This is a genomic window from Lacisediminimonas sp., from assembly GCF_030645335.1.
GTDB lineage: Bacteria > Pseudomonadota > Gammaproteobacteria > Burkholderiales > Burkholderiaceae_D > Lacisediminimonas.
In genome coordinates, this window is sequence record NZ_JAUSNH010000259.1 from 1 (window position 1) to 20,689 (window position 20,689).

At 61.0% G+C, this 20,689-nt stretch carries 22 protein-coding genes; 15 read left to right on the forward strand and 7 right to left on the reverse strand.

Translation table 11 applies throughout. The features are described from left to right. Together Q7T64_RS17765 and Q7T64_RS17770 are read right to left on the reverse strand one after the other, a co-directional pair. Positions 1 to 258: alpha-hydroxy-acid oxidizing protein (locus Q7T64_RS17765; RefSeq protein WP_304798643.1), on the reverse strand; the 258-nt coding region annotated here is incomplete at its 3' end. 66 nt (positions 259 to 324) lie between these two features. Then, positions 325 to 921, reverse strand: coding sequence for a UbiX family flavin prenyltransferase (locus tag Q7T64_RS17770; RefSeq protein WP_304798647.1), 597 nt, complete (start codon positions 919 to 921; stop codon positions 325 to 327). 311 nt (positions 922 to 1,232) lie between these two features. Here Q7T64_RS17770 and Q7T64_RS17775 point away from each other — a divergent pair, with 311 nt between their 5' ends. Next, positions 1,233 to 1,559, forward strand: a complete 327-nt coding sequence (locus Q7T64_RS17775) for a thioredoxin family protein (RefSeq protein WP_304798651.1) — start codon at positions 1,233 to 1,235, stop codon at positions 1,557 to 1,559. A gap of 162 nt (positions 1,560 to 1,721) precedes the next feature. Here Q7T64_RS17775 and phaP read toward each other — a convergent pair whose 3' ends face one another. Further along, entirely contained in the window at positions 1,722 to 2,288 is a 567-nt protein-coding gene (gene phaP / locus Q7T64_RS17780; protein ID WP_304798655.1) for a TIGR01841 family phasin, read from the reverse strand. Between the two features lie 223 nt (positions 2,289 to 2,511). Between phaP and Q7T64_RS17785 the strand changes: the two genes are divergently transcribed. The 10 genes from Q7T64_RS17785 (at position 2,512) to ftsB (ending at position 12,700) form a co-directional block, all read left to right on the forward strand. Beyond that, positions 2,512 to 3,438, forward strand: coding sequence for a histone deacetylase (locus Q7T64_RS17785; protein ID WP_304798708.1), 927 nt, complete (start codon positions 2,512 to 2,514; stop codon positions 3,436 to 3,438). Then, positions 3,435 to 4,337: a DMT family transporter gene (locus Q7T64_RS17790; RefSeq protein ID WP_304798660.1), complete on the forward strand. Its 903-nt coding sequence runs from the start codon at positions 3,435 to 3,437 to the stop codon at positions 4,335 to 4,337. Before Q7T64_RS17785 ends, Q7T64_RS17790 begins: the two co-directional genes overlap by 4 nt. A 16-nt stretch (positions 4,338 to 4,353) precedes the next feature. Continuing rightward, positions 4,354 to 5,049, forward strand: coding sequence for a nitroreductase (locus tag Q7T64_RS17795; RefSeq protein WP_304798665.1), 696 nt, complete (start codon positions 4,354 to 4,356; stop codon positions 5,047 to 5,049). Between the two features lie 300 nt (positions 5,050 to 5,349). Then, positions 5,350 to 6,477: a D-alanyl-D-alanine endopeptidase gene (pbpG, locus tag Q7T64_RS17800; protein WP_304798669.1), complete on the forward strand. Its 1,128-nt coding sequence runs from the start codon at positions 5,350 to 5,352 to the stop codon at positions 6,475 to 6,477. An 86-nt stretch (positions 6,478 to 6,563) separates the two neighbouring features. Beyond that, on the forward strand, positions 6,564 to 7,367 hold the full coding sequence (locus tag Q7T64_RS17805; protein WP_304798672.1) for an alpha/beta fold hydrolase: 804 nt from the start codon (positions 6,564 to 6,566) through the stop codon (positions 7,365 to 7,367). Then, on the forward strand, positions 7,364 to 8,317 hold the full coding sequence (locus Q7T64_RS17810) for a lipid A deacylase LpxR family protein (RefSeq protein WP_304798675.1): 954 nt from the start codon (positions 7,364 to 7,366) through the stop codon (positions 8,315 to 8,317). Before Q7T64_RS17805 ends, Q7T64_RS17810 begins: the two co-directional genes overlap by 4 nt. 189 nt (positions 8,318 to 8,506) lie before the next feature. Then, positions 8,507 to 10,165, forward strand: coding sequence for a CTP synthase (locus Q7T64_RS17815; protein WP_304798679.1), 1,659 nt, complete (start codon positions 8,507 to 8,509; stop codon positions 10,163 to 10,165). Next, positions 10,162 to 11,016: a 3-deoxy-8-phosphooctulonate synthase gene (kdsA, locus tag Q7T64_RS17820; protein ID WP_304798683.1), complete on the forward strand. Its 855-nt coding sequence runs from the start codon at positions 10,162 to 10,164 to the stop codon at positions 11,014 to 11,016. Before Q7T64_RS17815 ends, kdsA begins: the two co-directional genes overlap by 4 nt. Before the next feature lie 61 nt (positions 11,017 to 11,077). Continuing rightward, positions 11,078 to 12,361: a phosphopyruvate hydratase gene (gene eno / locus Q7T64_RS17825; protein WP_304798686.1), complete on the forward strand. Its 1,284-nt coding sequence runs from the start codon at positions 11,078 to 11,080 to the stop codon at positions 12,359 to 12,361. Between the two features lie 48 nt (positions 12,362 to 12,409). Then, on the forward strand, positions 12,410 to 12,700 hold the full coding sequence (gene ftsB, locus Q7T64_RS17830) for a cell division protein FtsB (RefSeq protein WP_304798689.1): 291 nt from the start codon (positions 12,410 to 12,412) through the stop codon (positions 12,698 to 12,700). A gap of 178 nt (positions 12,701 to 12,878) precedes the next feature. Here the strand turns inward: ftsB and Q7T64_RS17835 are convergent, their stop codons facing one another. Further along, positions 12,879 to 13,184: a hypothetical protein gene (locus Q7T64_RS17835; RefSeq protein ID WP_304798714.1), complete on the reverse strand. Its 306-nt coding sequence runs from the start codon at positions 13,182 to 13,184 to the stop codon at positions 12,879 to 12,881. Here Q7T64_RS17835 and Q7T64_RS17840 point away from each other — a divergent pair. Next, positions 13,128 to 15,785 carry an EAL domain-containing protein gene (locus Q7T64_RS17840; RefSeq protein WP_304798711.1) on the forward strand — a complete coding sequence of 886 codons (2,658 nt, stop codon included), beginning with the start codon at positions 13,128 to 13,130 and terminating at the stop codon, positions 15,783 to 15,785. The two genes, Q7T64_RS17835 and Q7T64_RS17840, sit on opposite strands and share 57 nt — an antisense overlap. Before the next feature lie 52 nt (positions 15,786 to 15,837). Here Q7T64_RS17840 and hslO read toward each other — a convergent pair whose 3' ends face one another. Both hslO and Q7T64_RS17850 read right to left on the reverse strand, forming a co-directional pair. Continuing rightward, positions 15,838 to 16,764: an Hsp33 family molecular chaperone HslO gene (hslO, locus tag Q7T64_RS17845; protein ID WP_304798692.1), complete on the reverse strand. Its 927-nt coding sequence runs from the start codon at positions 16,762 to 16,764 to the stop codon at positions 15,838 to 15,840. Continuing rightward, a complete protein-coding gene (locus Q7T64_RS17850; RefSeq protein WP_304798695.1) occupies positions 16,764 to 17,288 on the reverse strand; it encodes a gamma carbonic anhydrase family protein in 525 nt (174 codons plus the stop codon). Before Q7T64_RS17850 ends, hslO begins: the two co-directional genes overlap by 1 nt. A 49-nt stretch (positions 17,289 to 17,337) precedes the next feature. Here Q7T64_RS17850 and Q7T64_RS17855 point away from each other — a divergent pair, with 49 nt between their 5' ends. After that, positions 17,338 to 18,231, forward strand: a complete 894-nt coding sequence (locus Q7T64_RS17855) for a ferritin-like domain-containing protein (protein ID WP_304798698.1) — start codon at positions 17,338 to 17,340, stop codon at positions 18,229 to 18,231. 75 nt (positions 18,232 to 18,306) lie between these two features. Next, positions 18,307 to 18,573, forward strand: a complete 267-nt coding sequence (locus Q7T64_RS17860) for a hypothetical protein (RefSeq protein WP_304798702.1) — start codon at positions 18,307 to 18,309, stop codon at positions 18,571 to 18,573. Between the two features lie 129 nt (positions 18,574 to 18,702). On the opposite strand, the gene Q7T64_RS17865 is transcribed toward Q7T64_RS17860, so the two are convergent. Continuing rightward, positions 18,703 to 20,406: an acyl-CoA synthetase gene (locus tag Q7T64_RS17865; RefSeq protein WP_304798705.1), complete on the reverse strand. Its 1,704-nt coding sequence runs from the start codon at positions 20,404 to 20,406 to the stop codon at positions 18,703 to 18,705. 142 nt (positions 20,407 to 20,548) lie between these two features. Between Q7T64_RS17865 and Q7T64_RS17870 the strand changes: the two genes are divergently transcribed. Beyond that, on the forward strand, positions 20,549 to 20,689 hold a 141-nt coding region (locus Q7T64_RS17870; RefSeq protein ID WP_370653368.1), incomplete at its 3' end, for an alpha/beta fold hydrolase.

The window sequence follows — 20,689 nt, forward strand, 5'->3', positions numbered from 1 at the left end:
ATAGCACAGGCCGGTCACGCCCATCGGGCCGATGCCGATCGGCGCGGCGTAGGTGCTGCCGAACAGTTCGGTCTGTTGCGAGCGCTGCGACACATCCACCAGCGCACGCGGCATGAATTGCCATTGCTCGAAGCTGGCCCGGTTGGCGCGCAATGAACTTTCGTCTTCGGCGCCGCCGATGACGTAGCCGTAGATGCTCGGCGGCAGGCGGCGCCGTACGGCCCGCTCCATGTCCGCAATGGACAGCAAGTCCTTCACGTTGGCGATTCCCGGTGATTGCTGGTCAGGTGGGTGCGACGTGTCCGGGCGGGACGCGCATGGTGGTCATTTCGCCGGTTTCATGCCTTCCCAGCGCTTGACCAGTCCGGTATGCGGAATCGCGAAAAGATCGAGCACGCGGCCGACGGTATGCTGGATCACGTCGTCCAGCGTTTCCGGCAGCGAGTAAAACGCGGGCAGCGGTGGAAAGACGATGCCGCCCATTTCCGTGACCGCCGTCATGTTGCGCAGGTGGGCCAGGTTGAACGGTGTTTCACGCACCATCAGCACCAGCTTGCGCCGCTCCTTGAGCATGACGTCGGCCGCGCGCGTGACCAGGTTGTCGCTGAAGCCATGCGCAACGCTTGCCAGGGTTTTCATCGAACATGGCGCGATCACCATGCCCACTGAATGAAACGAGCCGCTGGCAATCGTGGCGCCAATATCCTTGACGCTGTGCACGACGTCGGCCAGCGCTTCGATCTCGCTTTTCTTCATCGACATCTCTTGCGCAGCGGTCAGCGCGCCGGAAGAGGACATGACAAGGTGGGTTTCGCAGGCGCCTGATTCGCGCAATTGCTGCAGCAGGCGGATGCCGTAAACCGAGCCGCTGGCGCCGGTGATGGCTACCACGATGCGCGGCCGTGTGGAAGTACTGTTCATGAGTTCTCGCGATTATTTGTGCCACGCGATTATTCCAGTCAATCCCGATGGCGGCAACCACTTCGCGCGAAAGGTCGACCGAATCTCCCCCGGGTATCCGCACTTGCTGAACAGATGACGCTGGCAATTGATCGGCTTGCCCGGGTTCAGGCCGGTGCATGGAACAAGGCTATCCGTCCTTCCATCTGGTCCAGCAATTTTCAAGCGATACAGCGCTGCAGGCGTGGCGATTGCTCCGCGCCTATTTGGGATAAGCTCATCTGCTGCAAGCAGATCACACTTGAAAACACAGTCACGGCAAGGAGTGCCAGATGGAAATCCAGGATTATTCGCCCGATCAACCGGCGCGCGCCGAGGTAGATGCCTGGCCGGGTGCCGCGGTCATTGAATTCGGCACCGGCTGGTGCGGTCACTGCAAGGCGGCGCAACCGTCGATCCAGGCGGCGTTCGAAGGCCACAACCAGCTAAGGCATGTGAAGGTGGAAGATGGCCAGGGCAGGGCGCTTGGCCGTTCATTTCGCATCAAGCTGTGGCCCACACTGGTGTTCCTGAAGAATGGCGTGGAAGTCGATCGCGTGGTGCGGCCGCTGGATGCGGACGAAGTGCGCAAGGGGCTGGCCAGGATTCTCGGCAGCTAGGCCGGGGGGCGGCGCCGTCGGCAAACAAGCGGCCAGGGACCGTCGCCGGCAAGCTCCCAGACGAAAAAAATCCCCGGGTCCGGGGATTTTTCCTGCAGCGGCGCAGTACTTGCGCCTGCATTCACCTCGGGCGGCCTGTAGCCGCCTTCAGCGACGCCGGCTTTACTTCTTGGCGGCGCGGCCGGCGGCCTTGTTGGTCGCCTGGGTCATTTGCGCGGTAGCGTTGGCGATATTGGATTCCATCGCCTCGACTGCCTGCTTGGTGCTCTTGGAGAGTTGCTCGTAGCCAGCGTTGGCGTTGCCGATGGCCGACTTCATGAAGTTGACGACATTCTCGGATCCGGCCGGTGCGTTCTTGCTGACTTCTTCGACCAGTGCCACGACCTTGCGGTTGTTTTCAGCGATCTGTGCTTCGGTCGCTGCGGTGAATTCATTCTGCAGGCCCGACGTGATGGCAGCCAGGTGGCGCGCATAGGCCAGCGCTTTTTCAGCGCTCGGCTGAGCTTGCGACGCGGTCATGGCGAAAAACGATTGCGGGTCTTTTGCGGACAACATTTGCTGGACGGTGGCGGTCGACTCTTCAATCGAGGTCTTGGCGACGGTCATGTTCAGCTCAACGATCTTTTCCATGCCGGCAAAGGTCTTGGTTGCCATGCTGGTCATCATTTCAAGCATGGTTTCCATCTGTGAGCGGGTGGCATTCGACAACTGTTCTTGATAGGAAAGCATGTGATTCTCCTGATGAGTGTTTCGGGACAATTGATTGGTTGGGATAGCGGTCGTTGTGCGACGCAACATTTCGCATTTTAAGGCCTGCTTGAGATATGTCAAGCGATTTATATTGCGCTGCATCAAGCCTTTGGGGGAAGGCGGCTGAAAGGTGCAGGCTGCGCGCTCGCGTGGCCGCTCGTGCGCCCGTGCTAAACATTTTGGTCCACTTCGCCGCATCCCCCTGAAACCCATCTACAGCGATCACTTCGATTTGCCCCTGCCACCGGGACACCGTTTTCCGATGGAGAAGTATCGGCTGATCCGGGATGCGGCTGCCGCTGATCCGCAGATACTGCTGTGCGAAGCGCCCCGTGCCAGCGATGGCGAGCTCGCCCTGGCGCATCATCCCGACTACATACGGGCGGTGGCGGAAGGGGACTTGTCCGAACAAATGCAAAAGCAGATCGGATTTCCCTGGTCGCACCAAATGGCGGAGCGTTCGCGCCGTTCTGCGGGCGCCACGATTGCGGCCTGCCGCGCGGCGCTGCAAGACGGCATTGCCTGCAACCTGGCCGGCGGCACCCATCACGCCTACGCCGGTCACGGTGCCGGCTTTTGCGTATTCAACGATGCGGCCGTTGCCGCCCGCCTGATGCAGGCTGAGCGGCGGGCCAGCCAGGTCGCCATCGTCGACCTCGATGTCCACCAGGGCAATGGCACGGCAGCGATCCTGGCCCGGGATGACTCGGTATTCACGCTCTCGCTGCATGGCGAAAACAATTATCCGTTCGAGAAGGAAGCCAGCGACCTGGACGTTGCGCTCGCTGACGGCACCGGCGACCTGGCTTACCTGGACGCATTGGACCAGGCGCTGGCCAGCCTGTTTTCCCGATTCTCGCCGCAACTGATCATTTACCTGGCTGGCGCTGATCCGCATGAGGGTGACCGGCTGGGCCGGTTGAGCCTGACCCGGGCTGGCCTGGCGCAGCGCGACCATCGTGTATTTTCCGCTGCGCACGAGCGTGGGATTGCGGTTGCGGTTACGATGGCGGGCGGCTACGGCCGGCAGATCGCCGATACGATTGCCGTCCATGCCCAAACCATCGCCATGGCAGCGCGATTTGCCGCGCAGCCCTGGCCGTTTCCTGAAACTGTCCCCGTACGATGAATTCCACTCCTCCTGCTGCCGGCACCTTGTCCACCCACTGGATCGCGGTCATGCCGTTCGTATTCGTCTTCTTGTGGAGCACGGGATTCCTGGTGGCGAAGTTCGGCCTGCCCTACGCGCCGCCGCTGACTTTCCTGTTGTTGCGCTTCCTGTTCGTCCTTGTATTGATGGTGCCACTGGTGCTGCTGATGCGCGCGCCCTGGCCCCGTGGCAGGATCCTGCACATTGCGCTGGCCGGCGCCTTGCTGCATGCCGGATACGTCGGCGGCGTCTGGACCGCAATCAACCTGGGCATGCCGGCCGGCCTGGCAGCGCTGATCGTCGGATTGCAACCGATCTTCACCGCGCTGGCCGCGCCAATGGTCGGCGAGTCTGTGCGCATGCGTCAGTGGATGGGCCTGGTACTCGGCCTGGTCGGCGTGCTGCTGGTGGTTTCCAACAAGATCAGCCTGATCGGCTTGAGCGGGACCAGCCTGGGCCTGGCGATCGTGGCGCTGTGTTCGATCACGGTGGGCGCCCTGTACCAGAAGCGCTTTTGTCCGCAATTCGATTTGCGCACCGGCACCGTCATTCAGTTCGCCTCGTCGGCGCTGGTCGTGCTGCCATTCGCGATTTTCTTTGAAGACCTGACGCCCGCCTTTACGAACGTGCAATGGACGCCGTCCTTCATCGGTGCTCTGCTGTGGGCCGTGCTGGCGATTTCCATCGGCGCTATCTTCCTGCTGTTTGGCCTGATTCGCCGCGAGGCCGCGACCAGCCTATCCAGTTATCTGTACCTGACGCCGCCGACCACGGCCCTGATGGCATGGCTGATGTTCAACGAAACCTTCAGCTTGATTGGCATGGCGGGCATGTTGCTGGCCATCGTCGGCGTGTATTTCGTTGTCCGCAAAGCTTGAAACCGGGAACCCGTGAATGATTGAATCCGATGTCCAGAAAATCGTCGACCAGGCGATCACCAGCCGGCGCTCGATCCGCGCCTTCTTGCCCACACCGGTCGCCCGCAATGATATCGAGGCGATCCTTGGCGTCGCCGCGCGCGCCCCGTCCGGCACCAATGCCCAGCCCTGGAAGGTTTATGTCCTGACCGGCGACAGCAAGCAGCGCCTGACTGACAGCCTGATGCCGGTATTCCTCGATCCCGCCCAGGCGGCGCAGCATCGCGAGGAGTATCCCTACTATCCCGAGAAATGGGTTCCGCCCTATGTTGACCGTCGCCGCAAGGTGGGCTGGGACCTGTACGCGTTGCTGGAACTGACGCGCGACGACAAGCAAGGCATGCGTGCGCAGCATGCGCGCAATTACCGGTTTTTCGATGCGCCGGTTGGCCTTATCTTCACCATTGATCGTGTGCTGGAGCGCGGATCGCTGATTGATTACGGCATGTTCTTGGCCAACATCATGATCGCCGCGCGTGCGCGCGGACTCGACACTTGTCCGCAGGCGGCATTTACCCATTTCCACCGGATCATCCGCGAACAATTGGACATGCCCGAGCAAGAGATGGTCGTGTGCGGCATGTCCCTGGGTTATGCCGATGAATCCAGGATAGAAAACAGCCTGGTCTCCGAGCGCGAGCCAGTGGCCGGTTTCACCAAATTCCTCGATTGAGTGCCGGCGCCTGACGATTTTCGTCAGGTGTTCTTTCTGCGCGCCGCTGGTAGGGGCGACCTGCCAGCCCGTAAATTCTTCCCAACCGACCATCATGCGCCGATCCGGCGGGTGCGTGCTTGCGCCAGTTAAATCCCTTGGCTGCTTGCCCCCCTTTGTGGCACAGAGCCGACGCAGCTGTTGATCGACAGTAAGAAAGTTAATTAAATTACTCCGCTAACTCCCTCATTCTCTTGCACTTTTTCACTATTTTGCTAGACTGCAAGAACTTTATACCCAGCATCTTTCCGGGAGTTTCAGATGCTCAAGGCGGCAATAGGCGTCCTTTTTTCTTTTTTGGCCCTGGTTTTCTTGACGCCAGCCGCCTATTCTGCCGACACGTCCTCCGGCGCTGCGCGATCGTCTAAACAAAAAGTCCAGAGTAAAAAAGCAAAGCTCAAGCGTGCCGCCGTACCGCGCAAGCAAGTTGCCGCCAAACAGTCCGTCCGCTCCAAGTCGGTGCGCGTGGCGAAGAGCGGTACCAGGATTGTCCGCGTAACGCGGGGCGGCAAGTCGATACAGCGCATCGCTTATTCGCCTGCGCGTTCTGTTGCGCGGCAAGCGCCGGCGGCACTGAGCGCAGGCGACATCGCCGGCCTGCATCTTACCAATGACCCGCTCGACCTGAAATCCAACGTGGCGCTGGTAGTGGACGAAAAGACATCCGATATCCTGCTGGAAAAAAATGCCGCCGTGGCATTGCCGATCGCCTCGATCACCAAGCTGATGACCGGCCTGGTCGTGGTTGAAGCCAACCAGGGCATGGAAGAAGTACTGTCCGTCACGGACGCCGACATCGACCGCGAAAAAAACAGCCATTCCCGTTTGCGCATCGGCTCGCAACTGACGCGCGCCGACATGCTCCATATTGCGCTGATGAGTTCAGAAAACCGGGCCGCGTCCGCACTCGGGCGTCACTTCCCGGGTGGGCTGCCCGCATTTGTCGCGGCGATGAACGCCAAGGCAAAGCAATTGGGCATGAGCAGCACCCGTTATGTCGATTCCACCGGCCTGTCCAGCGGCAATGTTTCGAGCGCGCGCGACCTGGCGAAACTGGTGGTGGCGGCTTACCAGCATCCTGTGATTCGCCGCTACTCGACCGACGCCAAATATGTGGTCGAGCCGGGCGCCGGGGCGCTGCACTACAAGAACTCGAACTACCTGGTCGACAATTCCGATTGGGAAATCGGCCTGCAAAAGACGGGCTACATCGCCGAAGCAGGACGTTGCCTGGTGATGCAGGCGCGCATTGAAGGACGCTCGGTGGTGATGATCTTCCTTGATTCAAAAGGCAAGTTGTCGCGCATTGCGGATGCATCGCGGGTCCGGCGCTGGATCGAGACCAAGCGGCCGTTCCTCACTTCGCGGATCGTGGCGCAACAAGGGTGACGCTTGCGGTGGCGGTGCAAAAGGCGATCGCTTGATCGCCTTTTTTCATGCTGCATCACGCTTGCGTGTGCGTACAATTCCAGCCTATGACGAAACCCCTCCTGCATTTTGCTCACGGCAATAGTTTTCCGGCACAGACCTACGGCGTTTTCCTGCAGCACTTGCGTGCGCACTATGATGTTCATGCGCTGGCCATGCATGCCCATAATCCCAATTATCCTGTGCGCAACGGCTGGCATGCGCTGACGCAAGAGTTGATCGAAGAAATCGGCACGCGCCACCGGCAACCGGTCTTGCTGGTCGGTCACTCGATGGGCGGCATGCTGTGCCTGATGGCGGCCAAAGCGCGTCCCGACCTGGTGCGCGCGGTTGTCATGCTGGATGCGCCCGTGGTTGCCGGTTGGCGCGCAGTGTTGCTTGGCATGGCAAAGACGGCCGGCATCGACAAGCGTTTTTCGCCGGCGCGCTTTTCCGAGCGGCGGCGCCAGTCCTGGCCCGACCGCGAGGCTGCTTTCCAGCACTTCGCCGCCAAGCCGATGTTCGCATCCTGGCCGCCGCAAGTGCTGAGGGACTACATGGAGCATGGGCTGGTCGATGATCCGGAAGGTGTCAGATTGCGCTTCACGCGGGAAACCGAGACTGCGGTGTACCGTACGCTTCCGCATGACATCGGCGCAATGGTTGCGCGCGGATTGCCGGTGCCGGTCGGCTTCATTGGCGGCGCCGATTCGGTGGAAAGCCGGCAGGCCGGCCTGCGCGCAACCCGCAAGCTGGTCGGACGCCACATGAAGTTGCTGCCCGGCAGTCACCTGTTCCCGATGGAGCATCCCGATGCGGCAGCCCAGGCCGTGCACCAGATGATCCACTCACTGCTCCATGACAAGCGATGAACATGAATCGAGTCGTCCACGCCTTGCTGCTTGCCGCGCTGCCAGTCTTTTCCCTGCTGCCATTGGTCGTGCCGTCAACGGCGGCGGCGTCATCGCTGGACGAGTTCCGGGACGTCATGGCCCGCGGGAGCCACACCTTGGTCGCGAACATCGAAAACGATTCGATGCTGCTCAAACGCGACGATGGCCTGTTCACCAGCGGCATGAATTTTCGCTCGGCCTGGACCCTGATGGAAGGCCCACAGGCCAGGACCTGGGACTGGCATATCGGACAGGATCTGTACACTGCGTCCGACATCAACTTGCGGCCATCGCAAATCGCGCGCAATGACCATCCCTATGCCGGATGGCTGTATGCCGGCGTGACGCGCCAGGTGAACCGGTCCGATGGCGGCTTTCATCGTGTCGGCCTTGATGTCGGTTGCCTGGGCCCCTGTGCTGGCGGCGAACGCACGCAAAAGACACTGCACAATCTGATCAATCAGGCGCTTCCGCAAGCCTGGTCAACCCAATTGCGCAATGAAGCCGGTATCGTGCTGCACGGCGCTTGGGCACCGTTGCGCTGGACGCCGGCGCGCTGGTTCGACCTGACTCCCTCGCTGCATGGCCGCTTCGGCAACATTTTCACCGATGCCGGCGCCGAAGTGATGGTGCGCGCTGGCCGGCTTAACCTGTTCCCGCAGCAGCCGGCCTTGTTTGGCTTCCTGCGTGGCGACGTCCGAGCGGTGGGGTACAACGCCACGCTGCAGGGCGGCTATTTTTCCAGCAGTGATGCACGCACGGTTGCGCCCCGGCGCACTGTCGGTGAGCTCGAAGCCGGCGTGGCCTGGCAGGGCGAGCGATTCGGCCTGATCGCATCGGTGGTCCGCCGCGGCAATGAAATGGCCGGATGGCCGGGTTCGCGCGGTTCGCAAAACTTTGCCAGGGTGCAGCTGGAATTCCGTCCCTGATACGGACCTGACCCGGCGCCGATCCAGACCGGGCGGGCGCAATGGCAATCATTGGCCGATCCGTCGTGCCGGGCGCTTTCCATCCCGGGCTTGGCCTGGCAGAACTTTTGCCGCGTTCTGCGCGCTGAACCGCCGTCGCCATGGGGTATAATTCGAATTTCCCGCACGTGCCTTATGGCACCTCACGCAATGACCAAGTTTGTTTTCGTCACAGGCGGTGTGGTCTCCTCCCTTGGCAAAGGGATTGCCGCAGCCTCCCTCGCCGCGATACTCGAATCGCGGGGTCTCAAAGTCACCCTCCTCAAGCTCGATCCCTACATCAATGTCGACCCCGGCACGATGAGCCCGTTCCAGCACGGAGAAGTTTTCGTGACCGATGACGGCGCAGAGACCGACCTTGACCTCGGCCACTATGAGCGCTTCATCAGCGCCAAAATGAAAAAGGTGAACAATTTCACCACCGGCCAGATCTACGACTCGGTGATCCGCAAGGAACGCCGCGGCGAGTATCTCGGCAAGACCGTACAGGTGATTCCGCACATTACCAACGAGATCCAGGAGTTCATCCATCGCGGCGCCGAAGGCTTCGATGTGGCGATCGTCGAGATCGGCGGTACGGTGGGCGACATCGAATCCCTGCCATTCCTCGAAGCCGCGCGCCAGTTAAGCCTGCGCGCCGGCCGCAATGCCGCCGCCTTCGTGCACCTGACGCTGGTGCCCTACCTGCCATCGGCCGGCGAACTCAAGACCAAGCCGACCCAGCACAGCGTGCAAAAGCTGCGCGAGATCGGCATCCTGCCCGACGCCTTGCTGTGCCGCGCCGACCGTCCGATTCCTGACGACGAGCGGGCCAAGATTTCGCTGTTTTCCAATGTGCTGGAAGAGGGCGTCATTTCCGTGTGGGACGTTGATACGATCTACAAGATCCCGCAAATGCTGCACGACCAGGGGCTCGACGCCATCATTTGCGAAAAGCTCGCCATCTCGCCGAAGCCTGCCGACCTGACGATGTGGGCGAAGCTGGTGCATTCGCTGCAGAATCCCAAGACCGAAGTCACCATCGGCATGGTCGGCAAGTATGTGGACCTGACCGAGTCCTACAAGTCGCTGACCGAAGCGCTGCGCCATGCCGGCATCCATACCGAGAGCCGGGTCAACATTGAATACCTCGATTCCGAAGAGATCGAAGCAAAAGGCATCGGCGTGCTGGACAAGTACGACGCGGTGCTGGTGCCTGGCGGTTTCGGCAAGCGCGGTGTCGAGGGCAAGATTGCCGCTGCCCGCTATGCGCGCGAGCACAAGATTCCCTACCTCGGCATTTGCCTGGGAATGCAGGTCGCCCTGATCGAATCGGCCCGCAATATGGCCGGGCTGGACCAGGCCAATTCGACCGAATTCGATCCGGACACGCCAAATCCGGTGGTGGCCCTGATCACCGAATGGCAGAACCACGACGGCCACGTCGAGCGGCGCGATGCCAATTCCGACCTTGGCGGCACCATGCGCCTGGGGGCCCAGACTTGCGGCGTCAAGCCCGGTACGCTGGCCGCGGAAGTCTACGGCGAAAGCGTGACAGAGCGGCATCGCCACCGCTACGAAGCCAACAACCACTACCTGCCGCGCATCGAGGCAGCCGGCATGATCGTGTCGGCCCGCACGCCGAACGAATCGCTGTGTGAAATCATGGAGCTGCCACGGGTTGGCGAGCATGCCCATCCCTGGTTTGTCGGCGTACAGTTCCACCCCGAATTCAAATCGACCCCGCGTGACGGCCACCCGCTGTTCATCTCTTTCATCAAGGCCGCGCTTGCGCGCAAGCAGGTCATCGGCGAGAGGATCGCAGCATGAAGCTTTGCGGTTTCGACGTCGGCCTGGACCGGCCTTTCTTCCTGATCGCCGGGCCATGCGTGATCGAGTCGCAGCAGATGGCGCTCGACACGGCCGGCGAATTGAAGGAAATCACGGCTGCGCTGGGGATTCCGTTCATTTACAAGTCCTCTTTCGACAAGGCCAATCGTTCGTCGGGCTCCTCGTTTCGCGGGCTGGGCATGGAAAAAGGTCTGGAGATCCTGGCCGATGTCCGCGCCCGGATCGGCGTTCCGGTGCTGACCGACGTGCACGAGATCAGCGAGATCAAGGCCGTCGCTGCCGTCGTCGATGTACTGCAGACGCCGGCTTTCCTGTGCCGCCAGACCGACTTCATCCGCGCCTGCGCACAGTCCGGCAAGCCGGTGAACATCAAGAAGGGCCAGTTCCTGGCGCCGCATGACATGGTCAACGTGATCGACAAGGCGCGTGCGGCGGCGGTGGAAGCCGGGCTCGACCCGGACGTCTTCATGGCCTGCGAGCGTGGCGCATCGTTCGGCTACAACAACCTGGTGTCGGACATGCGCTCGCTGGCGATCATGCGCGAGACCGGCTGCCCGGTCGTGTTCGATGCAACCCACTCGGTGCAACTGCCCGGCGGGCAGGGCAGCACTTCGGGTGGGCAGCGCGAATTCGTGCCGGTGCTGTCGCGGGCCGCGGTGGCGGTTGGCATCGCCGGGCTGTTCATGGAAACCCATCCGGATCCTGCAAACGCAAAATCCGACGGCCCCAATGCCGTACCGCTGGCACGCATGAAAGAATTGCTCACGACGCTGGTCGAACTCGACCGTGTGGTCAAGAAGAACGGTTTCCTTGAATCCAGTTTCTCCTGACGCAGCAGTCCAGCCTTGTTCCTGAAAAAGCAAAACCAATTCACTATCGGGAGATAATCCAATGAGCGCAATCGTAGATATCATCGGCCGCGAAATCATCGACTCACGCGGCAACCCCACCGTCGAATGCGACGTGTTGCTGGAATCCGGCGTGATGGGCCGGGCTGCCGTGCCGTCCGGCGCATCGACCGGATCGCGCGAAGCGATCGAACTGCGCGACGGCGACATGAGCCGCTATCTCGGCAAAGGCGTGCTGCGCGCCTGCGAGAACATCAATACCGAAATTTCAGAAGCCATCATGGGCTTGGACGCCAATGAACAGGCATTCCTTGACCGCACGCTGATCGACCTTGACGGTACCGACAACAAGGCCCGGCTGGGCGCCAATGCGACGTTGGCAGTGTCGATGGCCGTGGCCAAGGCCGCAGCCGAGGAATCCGGTTTGCCGCTGTACCGTTATTTCGGCGGTTCGGCATCGATGCAGATGCCGGTGCCGATGATGAACGTCATCAATGGCGGCGCGCATGCCGACAACAACCTGGACTTGCAAGAGTTCATGATCATTCCGGTCGGCGCGCCGAGCTTTCGCGAAGCAGTTCGTTATGGCGCCGAAGTTTTCCATGCGCTCAAGAAGATCCTGCACGATGAAAAGCTGACCACCGCAGTGGGCGACGAAGGCGGTTTTGCGCCGTCGGTTGCCAATCATGAAGCCGCGATCAAATTGATCCTGCGCGCCATCGAGCAAGCCGGTTACGAGCCGGGCACCCAGATTGCGCTGGGCCTGGACTGCGCCGCCAGCGAGTTTTACAAGGATGGCCTGTACCGTCTCGATGGCGAAGGCCTGGCGCTGACGTCGTCGGCCTTTACCGACCTGCTGGCGACCTGGTGCGACAAGTATCCGATCATTTCGATTGAAGACGGCATGGCGGAAAACGACTGGGACGGTTGGGCTAACCTGACCAAGGTGCTGGGCCGCCGCGTGCAACTGGTCGGCGACGACCTGTTCGTCACCAACACGAAAATCCTGCGTGAAGGCATACAAAAAGGCGTTGCCAACTCGATCCTGATCAAGATCAACCAGATCGGCACGCTGACAGAAACCTTCGCCGCCATTGAAATGGCCAAGCGGGCGGGCTACACCGCCGTGATCTCCCATCGCTCGGGTGAAACCGAAGATTCGACGATTGCCGATATCGCGGTCGGCACCAATGCGCTGCAGATCAAGACCGGCTCGATGTCGCGTTCGGACCGGATGGCGAAATACAACCAGTTGCTGCGCATCGAGGAAGACCTGGGCGACATCGCCTCCTATCCGGGTCGTGATGCGTTCTACAACCTGAAGTAAGCCGATGCGGGCGAACATCTGCTGTTCGCCCGCACAACGCATAGCGCAATGCGCCTGATCCTGATCATCCTTGCCAGCCTGCTGCTGCTGATCCAGTTTCCATTGTGGCTGGGGAAGGGCGGCTGGCTGCGTGTCTGGGATCTCGACCAGCAAGTGACGACTTCGCAAAAGAAAACCGAAGACCTGAAGGCTCGCAACGCCAAGCTGGCCTCCGAGGTGCAGGACCTGCGCAGCGGTACCGGCGCCGTGGAGGAACGGGCGCGTTACGAACTGGGCATGATCCGGGATAACGAAATATTCATCCAGATCCTCGAATCGAGCGAGAAGACGCGGCCCTGAGGTCGTCTCTTTGGATTTTCCCCCGATCGAACCCCGATCGCCCCCATTCAGGGATCTGATTCCACCCGAATAATTTTCACCAATGCGAATGGGCGATTGGCGAACAAAGTATTGTCATTCGGTAAATATAAAATTACTATATCGCACGATAGTTCGTAATTAGTAGGATCGCATGCCGTCAATCGCCCGCCTTTCCCTGACCGTGCCGGCTTTGCTTGTGTGCGTAATCGGTCTGCTTGCAACGGCAACCTTGTTCAATTGGGTTGTCCAATGGGAAACCAGCGCGGAGCAAAACAGTTTTTCCCGGCAGGCGGAAGCCGTTTCGGTCGCGATTGAAAACAACTTGCACGGCGCTCTCGAGGATTTGCGTCTGCTGGCTGACCTGTTTGACGCTCGCGACGGCAATGTCAGCCGCGAGGAATTCAGGTTGTTCACTGCGCCACTGCTCAAACGCGCCCCGTTTGTCCAGGGTTTTGCTTTTCATCGGATAGTTTTGGAGAGTGAACGTGCGGCGTTTGAAAAGGCGCGCAATAAAGAGTTTCCGGGGTTTCGGATCCTGCAAATCCAGGGTGGTATAGAGTCAGTGGCTGATTCCCGGGCGTTCTACCGGGTAATCGACTTCATCGAGCCGCTTGACGTCATGGCGAGCGCCATTGGCCACGATGCCCATGTACTCGGCAGCACTTTTACAGTGGCCGCATTCAATGCGCAGACCACCGGCCAACCCCAGGCCACACCGCTTCTTACCCTGCCTTATATCAAGCAATCGGGATTCCTGATCTTCTTGCCGCTTTATCGCGCGGCGCCACCCGGCACTGCCGTCGCCGACAAAAAACACTACGGGTTTGCCGTTGCCATCTTTGCGGTTGCAGAATCGATCAGCAAGAGTCTGGCCTCGTCGGGGGTGGCAACGCACCTGAATCTCAAGTTGTATGGCAAGGATGCCAAGGGTTGGGTGGAAGCCTACGCGACCAGGCAGCCAACGGTCGAGCGCCATGCCCCGCTACCTGTTGTCGGCCATCTTTATGACATGACCGATCTGCAGTATGCCAAAGACTTCAATTTGCTGAACACGCCATGGCAGTTGCGCCTTTCAATGCCGCGACCGCCTCCCCTGAAGGAGCATATTGCCTCGCTGCTTACGCTGCTGATCGGGTTGATCGTGACGGCGGGATTTTCCATTTATACGTTTGCAGCGCTATCGAGTTCGCGGCGGATCCGCAATCTTGTCGATCAGCGTACGTCCGAACTGAACTCCGCCAATGCCCTGCTCAAGCACGATGTGGCAACGCGCGAAGCGCACAATCGTATTTTGCACATGATCGCGAGCGGTGCGCCGTTATCGGACATTCTCGACGGGATCCTGTTGTTCTCCGAGCGCGCGTTTTCGCAGGGGAGCTGTCTGGTCATTCTTGCCGACGGGTCGGTACGCGGCCCGCGCGTACCGGCAGATTTCCTGGCGGCGGTTTCCGCTCGCAGTGCGCAGCTGTCCGCCATGCTCCATGCGGAGCAATCATGGGTGTCGGCAATGTCGGCGCCTCATGCCCGGGCCGCGCATGCCGGGCAGGCGGAGATGTCCTGGCGCGGCTTGCAGTTTCCTGTCGGTATCCGCTCCATGGCTTCCTGGCCAATGCTTGGAAAGTCGGGCGATTGGCTGGGCAGTCTGATGATGCTCAGCCGCGACGTATTATCGGTTTCCCATGAAAGCCGGAAAGCGATGCGTACCAGCACCGACCTGGCCGGCATTTTGATCGAGAGCCGACGCGCAGAAGAATATGCGCATCACCTGGCGCATCACGATGAATTGACCGGACTGCCCAATCGTTTGATGTTCAGCCAGCTTCTGCACATGGCCCTCGGCCGCGCGCAACGAAACGGCAAGTCCCTGGCGGTGCTGTTCCTGGACCTGGACCGGTTCAAGCATGTCAATGACAGTTTCGGCCACAATGCCGGCGACCAGCTGCTGCGATCCATCACAATGAGTTTTCGCTCATGCTTGCGCGATCCCGACACGGTCGCCCGTATCGGCGGGGACGAATTCATCCTGATGCTCGAAGACTATGCCGACCTGCGCCATGTCGGCGAGATTGCGGAGCGCCTGGTGCATGAGGCTTCCAAGCCGGTCGAGATTGCAGGACAGCAGTGCCACGTCGGCGTGAGTATCGGCATTGCGACCTATCCCGCCGATGGTGATGATGTCGATACGCTGCTGAAAAATGCGGATTCGGCGATGTACCGCGCCAAGTCGATCGGTCGTGGCAATTATCAGTTCTACTCGCCCGAGATGAACACCCACACATTGAACCGGCTGGCGCTCGAATCAGGACTCAGGCGCGCGCTGGACCAGCATGAGATCGTGGTGCATTACCAGCCGAAAATATCCGTGTCCAGCGGGCGCATCGTCGGCCTCGAAGCGCTGGTGCGCTGGCAGCATCGTGAGCAGGGCCTTATCCTGCCTAACGAATTCATCCCGTTCGCCGAGGAAATCGGGCTGATCTCAACCATAGGCATGCGGGTTTTGCGCAGCGCATGTATCGACATGGCCCGTTTGCGCGAGGTGGGCATCGATTACGGGCGGGTTGCCATCAATCTGTCCGGCGTCCAGTTCACCGACAGGCATCTGGTGGATGAAGTACGCGACGTGATCGCCGCAGCAGGCATCCAAGCCAGAGAGCTGGAGTTTGAAGTCACTGAAAGCATGGTCATGCAGGACCGTGACCGGGCGATCGAATTGATGCACGGCATCCGGAACCTGGGAATTACCCTGGCGATCGATGATTTTGGCACCGGCTATTCGTCGCTGGCCTCGCTCAAGCGATTCCCGGTCAATAGCCTGAAGATCGACCGTTCATTCATTGTCGATATCGATGCGGACGCCAACGGCGTGGGGATTGTGCATGCCATCATCGCCATGGCGCACACGCTCGACCTGAAGGTGATTGCAGAAGGCGTGGAGAGCGTCGCCCAGCTCGACGTCCTGCGGCGCTTCGGTTGTGACGAATACCAGGGCTTTTATTTTAGCGAAGCGCTATCGGCCACCGACCTGATCGCGCTGATGACCAGGCAGCGTGAACTCACGCTGTAGCCGCGCGCCGGGCGCGCCCGACAGCGCCGGCTTTTCGCTGTGCGCTTGCTGTTTATTGTTTCAGGCCACCCGGCTGGCGCAATGCGTCGATCATCAGGTCCGTGGCGAATAACTGCGCACAATCGACTGCGTCGAACAGATAATGCTGGCCGCAAAAATCGCAGTCGATCGACAGGCTGCCCAGTTCCGCAATGGCGGAATCGATCTCGTCCCGGCCCAGCATCTTCAGCATGTTGCCGACCCGCTCGCGACTGCAACTGCACTGGAAAGTGGGATGGCGGGGTTCATAAACCCGGATCGTTTCTTCCCAGAACAGCCGATGCATCAGGGTCTCGATATCGGTCTGCAGCATTTCATCGGTGCGCAGCGTCTGCGCCAGCATGACCGCACGGTTCCAGTCGTCGTTGTCGGCATCGCCACTTTGGCCAATCCCGCCCTGTCCCGGGATTTTCTGCAGCAATAATCCGCGCGCGGACTGGGCGTCGGCGGCCAGCCACAAGCGGGTATCGAGCTGTTCCGAGCGCAGCATGTAGTTTTCGATCACCGTCGCGACCGAGTCGCCATCGAGCGATACGATGCCCTGGTAGGCTTGTTGCCCGGGCAGCTTTTCGCGTGGATCGAGCGTGATCGCAAAGCGTCCGTTGCCATGCAGGTTGACCAGCGCGCGCAGGCCGGCGTCATCGGCAATTTCGGCATCGGCCGAGAATTTCGCCGTGGCCCGCAGCTGCAGCGCTGAATTGCATTCAACCACCAGCAGGTTGACCGGGCCGTCGCCATGCACCTGCATGATCAGCGAGCCATCGAATTTCAGGTTGGCCGACAGCAAGGCGGCTGCCGCCAGCATTTCGCCCAGCAGCGAACGGATCGCAGGCGGATAGGTGCGCAGCGATTGCACGTGACGCCAGGTTTCCGGCAGTTCGACCAGCTCGCCGCGTACGACGCTGTGTTCGAACATGAATTTTTGCAGGGTGTCGGCCATTATCCGATGCGCTTCAAGTTTTCCTTGTAGAACTGGCCGCGTTCGACGTAGTGCTCATAAGCGTGGTGCATATTGATGATGTCGGACTCGGACAGCGTGCGTACTGCTTTGGCAGGCGATCCTATGATCAGCGAATTGTCGGGAAATTCACGGCCTTCGGTCACCAGGGCGCCGGCGCCGACCAGTGAGTTGCGGCCTATCCTGGCGCCGTTGAGGATCACGGCCTGGATGCCGATCAGGCTGCCTTCACCGACCGTGCAGCCATGCAGCATGGCCTGGTGGCCGACCGTGACATTCTTTTCCAGCGTCAGCGGAAAGCCAGGATCGGCATGCAGCACCGCGCCGTCCTGCACATTGCAGTTCTCGCCGATGCTGATGACGTCGCTATCGCTGCGCACGATCGCGCCGAACCAGACGCTGGAATGCGCCGCCAGCCGGGCCTGCCCGATCACACTGGCGGAGTCGGCGACATAGGCCGTGGGGTCGATCGAAGGGACCAGTTGCCCCAATTGGAAGATGGCCATGGAATAGAATCGGAAGTTTTTGGAATAGCGACATTCTACCGCTGTGAGCATGAACCAACTTTCAAGCCTTGAACATTCGCCCGGACAGGCGGCTGCGGAAGGCGCAGCGCCAGGGGCCGCTGTGGCCGCCCGTGAATTGCGGGCAACGGCATTGTCGCTATTGTGCGATGGGGATGTGCTGCGCAAAGTCGACGGCGTACGCCAGTTGTCTGTGGCCTGGAAGCAGGGTGCGGTAAGCCTTGCTGCGCATGCCGCGCTGCTGGCAGCGGCAAGCGTGCCCGGCCGTCCGTCCAGGCCCTTGCTGGTTGCGCCGCGGCAAGTCAGGCACCGTTCGATGCGCGACGTGGAGGGCAGGGCGGCGCTGATCCACGCGCTGGCCCATATCGAGTTCAACGCCGTGAACCTGGCATTGGACGCCATCTGGCGCTTTGCCGGCATGCCCGACGATTATTATGCAGACTGGCTGCAAGTGGCCGACGAGGAGGCGCTGCATTTCACGCTGCTGGCGTGCCATCTGCAATCCATTGGCTACGCCTATGGCGACTTTCCGGCGCACGACAGCTTGTGGGACATGGCGCAAAAGACATCTGGTGACCCGTTGGCGCGCATGGCGCTGGTGCCGCGCACGCTGGAGGCGCGCGGGCTCGATGCGTCGCCCGCCGTGCGCGCCAAACTGGCGCAGGCGGGCGAGCTTGCGGCAGCAGAAATCCTTGATATCATCCTTGCCGACGAGATCGGACATGTGGCCGTGGGCAACCGCTGGTACGCCTGGCTTTGCCAGCGGGCGCAGCGCAATCCCTTGCAAACCTATCGGGAACTGGCAGTGCAATACCGGGCGCCGCAGCCGCGCGGGCCGTTCAATCTTGCCGCCCGTCGCGCCGCCGGATTCACCGATGAGGAACTCGACGCATTGCAGCAGCAGGCAGCGCAAGCCAGCGCGTGAAACGCACTGGCGCCAGGCCTGGAACCTGGTAGCGTATCCTGCGTCTTCGTAGCATCACCTGGAAGGAACAACAATATGAAAATTCACAAAAACAATGCCGTCAGGATGTTCGTGCTTGCCGGCCTGGCAGCCGCCGTGCTGGCCGGCTGCGAAAAGAAGGAAGATACCGGATCGGCCGAAAATCTCGGGCGCAAAATTGACCAGGCCGCGGCCCAGGGCGCAGTCGAGCTTCACAAGATGGGAGAGCAGGCGGGCAAGGCCCTGGAGAAAGCCGGTGAAAAGTTGCAGGGAAAATCGGACGCTGCCAAGTCGGACGACAAGAAGCAGGAAGACAAGAAATAACCGGGCGTCGTTGCGTCCGGGTTGGATGAGCGGCGCCTGGCTAGGCCAGGCATCCGCTCACGGACGCAATTGCGCATTCGCTGACCGAAGCAGGGCGGCCCGGGCAAGGGCGCCGGCGTGGTTTTCGGCTCAGCGCGGGGCGCGTGCCGGCGCGCCAATGACGGCAGCGGCGGCCCGCTCCTTTTCCATTTCCCGCAGCACCCGTCGTTGCACCTTGCCGGTGGTTGTCATCGGCAGTTGATCCAGGAATTCGATTTCTTTCGGATATTCATACGGCGCCAGTTTTCCACGCACATGTTGCTGCAGGGCGAGGATCAGCTGCCGGTCGGCTTCCGGACTGCGCACCGTCTGCGCAGTCAGCACGACGAAGGCTTTGACCAGGTTGCCGCGCTCGCTGTCGGGCTTGGGCACAACGGCTGCATTGACGACGCTGGGATGATCGATCAGGCAGTTCTCGATTTCCGAGGGGCCGATCCGGTAGCCTGCCGCCTTGAACATGTCGTCGGCACGTCCCTGGTACCACAGGTAGCCATCGGCATCGATCGTGGCCAGGTCGCCGGTACGGCACCAGTCGCCGCTGTATTTCTGGCGCGTTGCCTCCGGATTGTTCCAGTAGCCAAGGAAAAATACCGGGTCGGGATCGCCGTGGATATCGCACCGGTGCACCGCCACTTCGCCGACCTGTCCGGGAGCGGCGGGCTGGCCGAGCTCGTCGATCACTGCCACCCGATGGCCCGGATAGGGGCGGCCCATGCTGCCGGCCCGCGCCGGCCATTTTTGCGCGCTGTTGCCGACGATATAGTTCATCTCGGTCTGGCCGAACATTTCGTTGATCGGTATGCCCAGTGCCGACTGCCCCCAGTTGAATACGGTCTCGCCGACCGCTTCGCCGGCGCTCATGATGGCGCGCAGCCTGAGGTCGAAATGCCGGCGCGGCTGCGGATACGCCTTCATCATCATCTTTAATGCGGTCGGGAACAGGAAGGTATTGGTGACGCCGTATTTTTCCATCAGCCGGAACGCGGTTTCCGCCGAAAAACGTCCGCGGTAGGCGACGATAGGGCGACCGAAATACAGCGTCGGCAGCAGCGCGTCCATCAGGCCGCCGGTCCACGCCCAGTCGGCGGGCGACCAGAATACGTCGCCCTCTGCCGGGAACCAGTTCTGTGAGGCGACGAAACCCGGCAAGTTGCCGATCAAGGCTGCATGCGACAGCAGCGCGCCCTTTGGCGGCCCGGTGGTGCCGCTGGTGTAGACCAGCAGCGCGGCGTCGCTGCTTTTGGTGGCGACCGGGTCGAATTGCGCCGGCGCGCCGGCCATCTCGCGCTGCCAGTCGAGTGCATCGGCGCCCGCGCAGTCGATCGCAATGACGGTCTTCAAGTGCGGGCAACTGGCGCGAATGCCGGCCACGTTGTCGTGGCTGGCGCGTTCCACCAGGGCCAGCCTGGCCTGGCTATGCTGGAGCCGGTATTCCAGCGCATCGGGCCCGAACAATACTGACAGCGGCATGGCGATGGCGCCCAACTGGTGGCAGGCAATGTGGGCTATCGCTGTTTCAGGCCGCTGCGGCAGGATGATGGCAACGCAATCGCCGCGCCCGACGCCATGCTCGCGCAACAGGTTGGCCAGGCGGTTGGCCTGCTGCTGGAGTTCAGCGAAGCGCAGCACCTGGTCCGCTTCGCCATCGGCGTGGACATGAATGGCGATGCGCGCCGGATCAGCAGCCCAGCGCGCGCAGCAGGCCTGGGCAATATTGAAGTCGTCCGGCACTTGCCAGCGGAATTGCTGATGGAGCTGCGCATATCGATCGGCAAGGGCAGGCTTGGCTGGCATGGGGTCTCCGGTATAATTTGTCGCACGATCGTACGATTTACGGTACGGTCGGTGGGATTCGCCGCCGGGCTTGCCACGTCGCCGCTGCGACTGCCCTGGCCATTTTTCCTCTGAATTTACGTCTACTGCCTGCACTGCACAAATGAAGCCATCCCGCTCTGAATTTATCACGGTACGCGGCCTGCGGTATCACGTACGCCACTGGGGTGAGCCGGGCGCACCCAAGTTGTTCATGTTGCATGGCTGGATGGATGTCTCGGCGTCGTTCCAGTTTGTCGTCGAC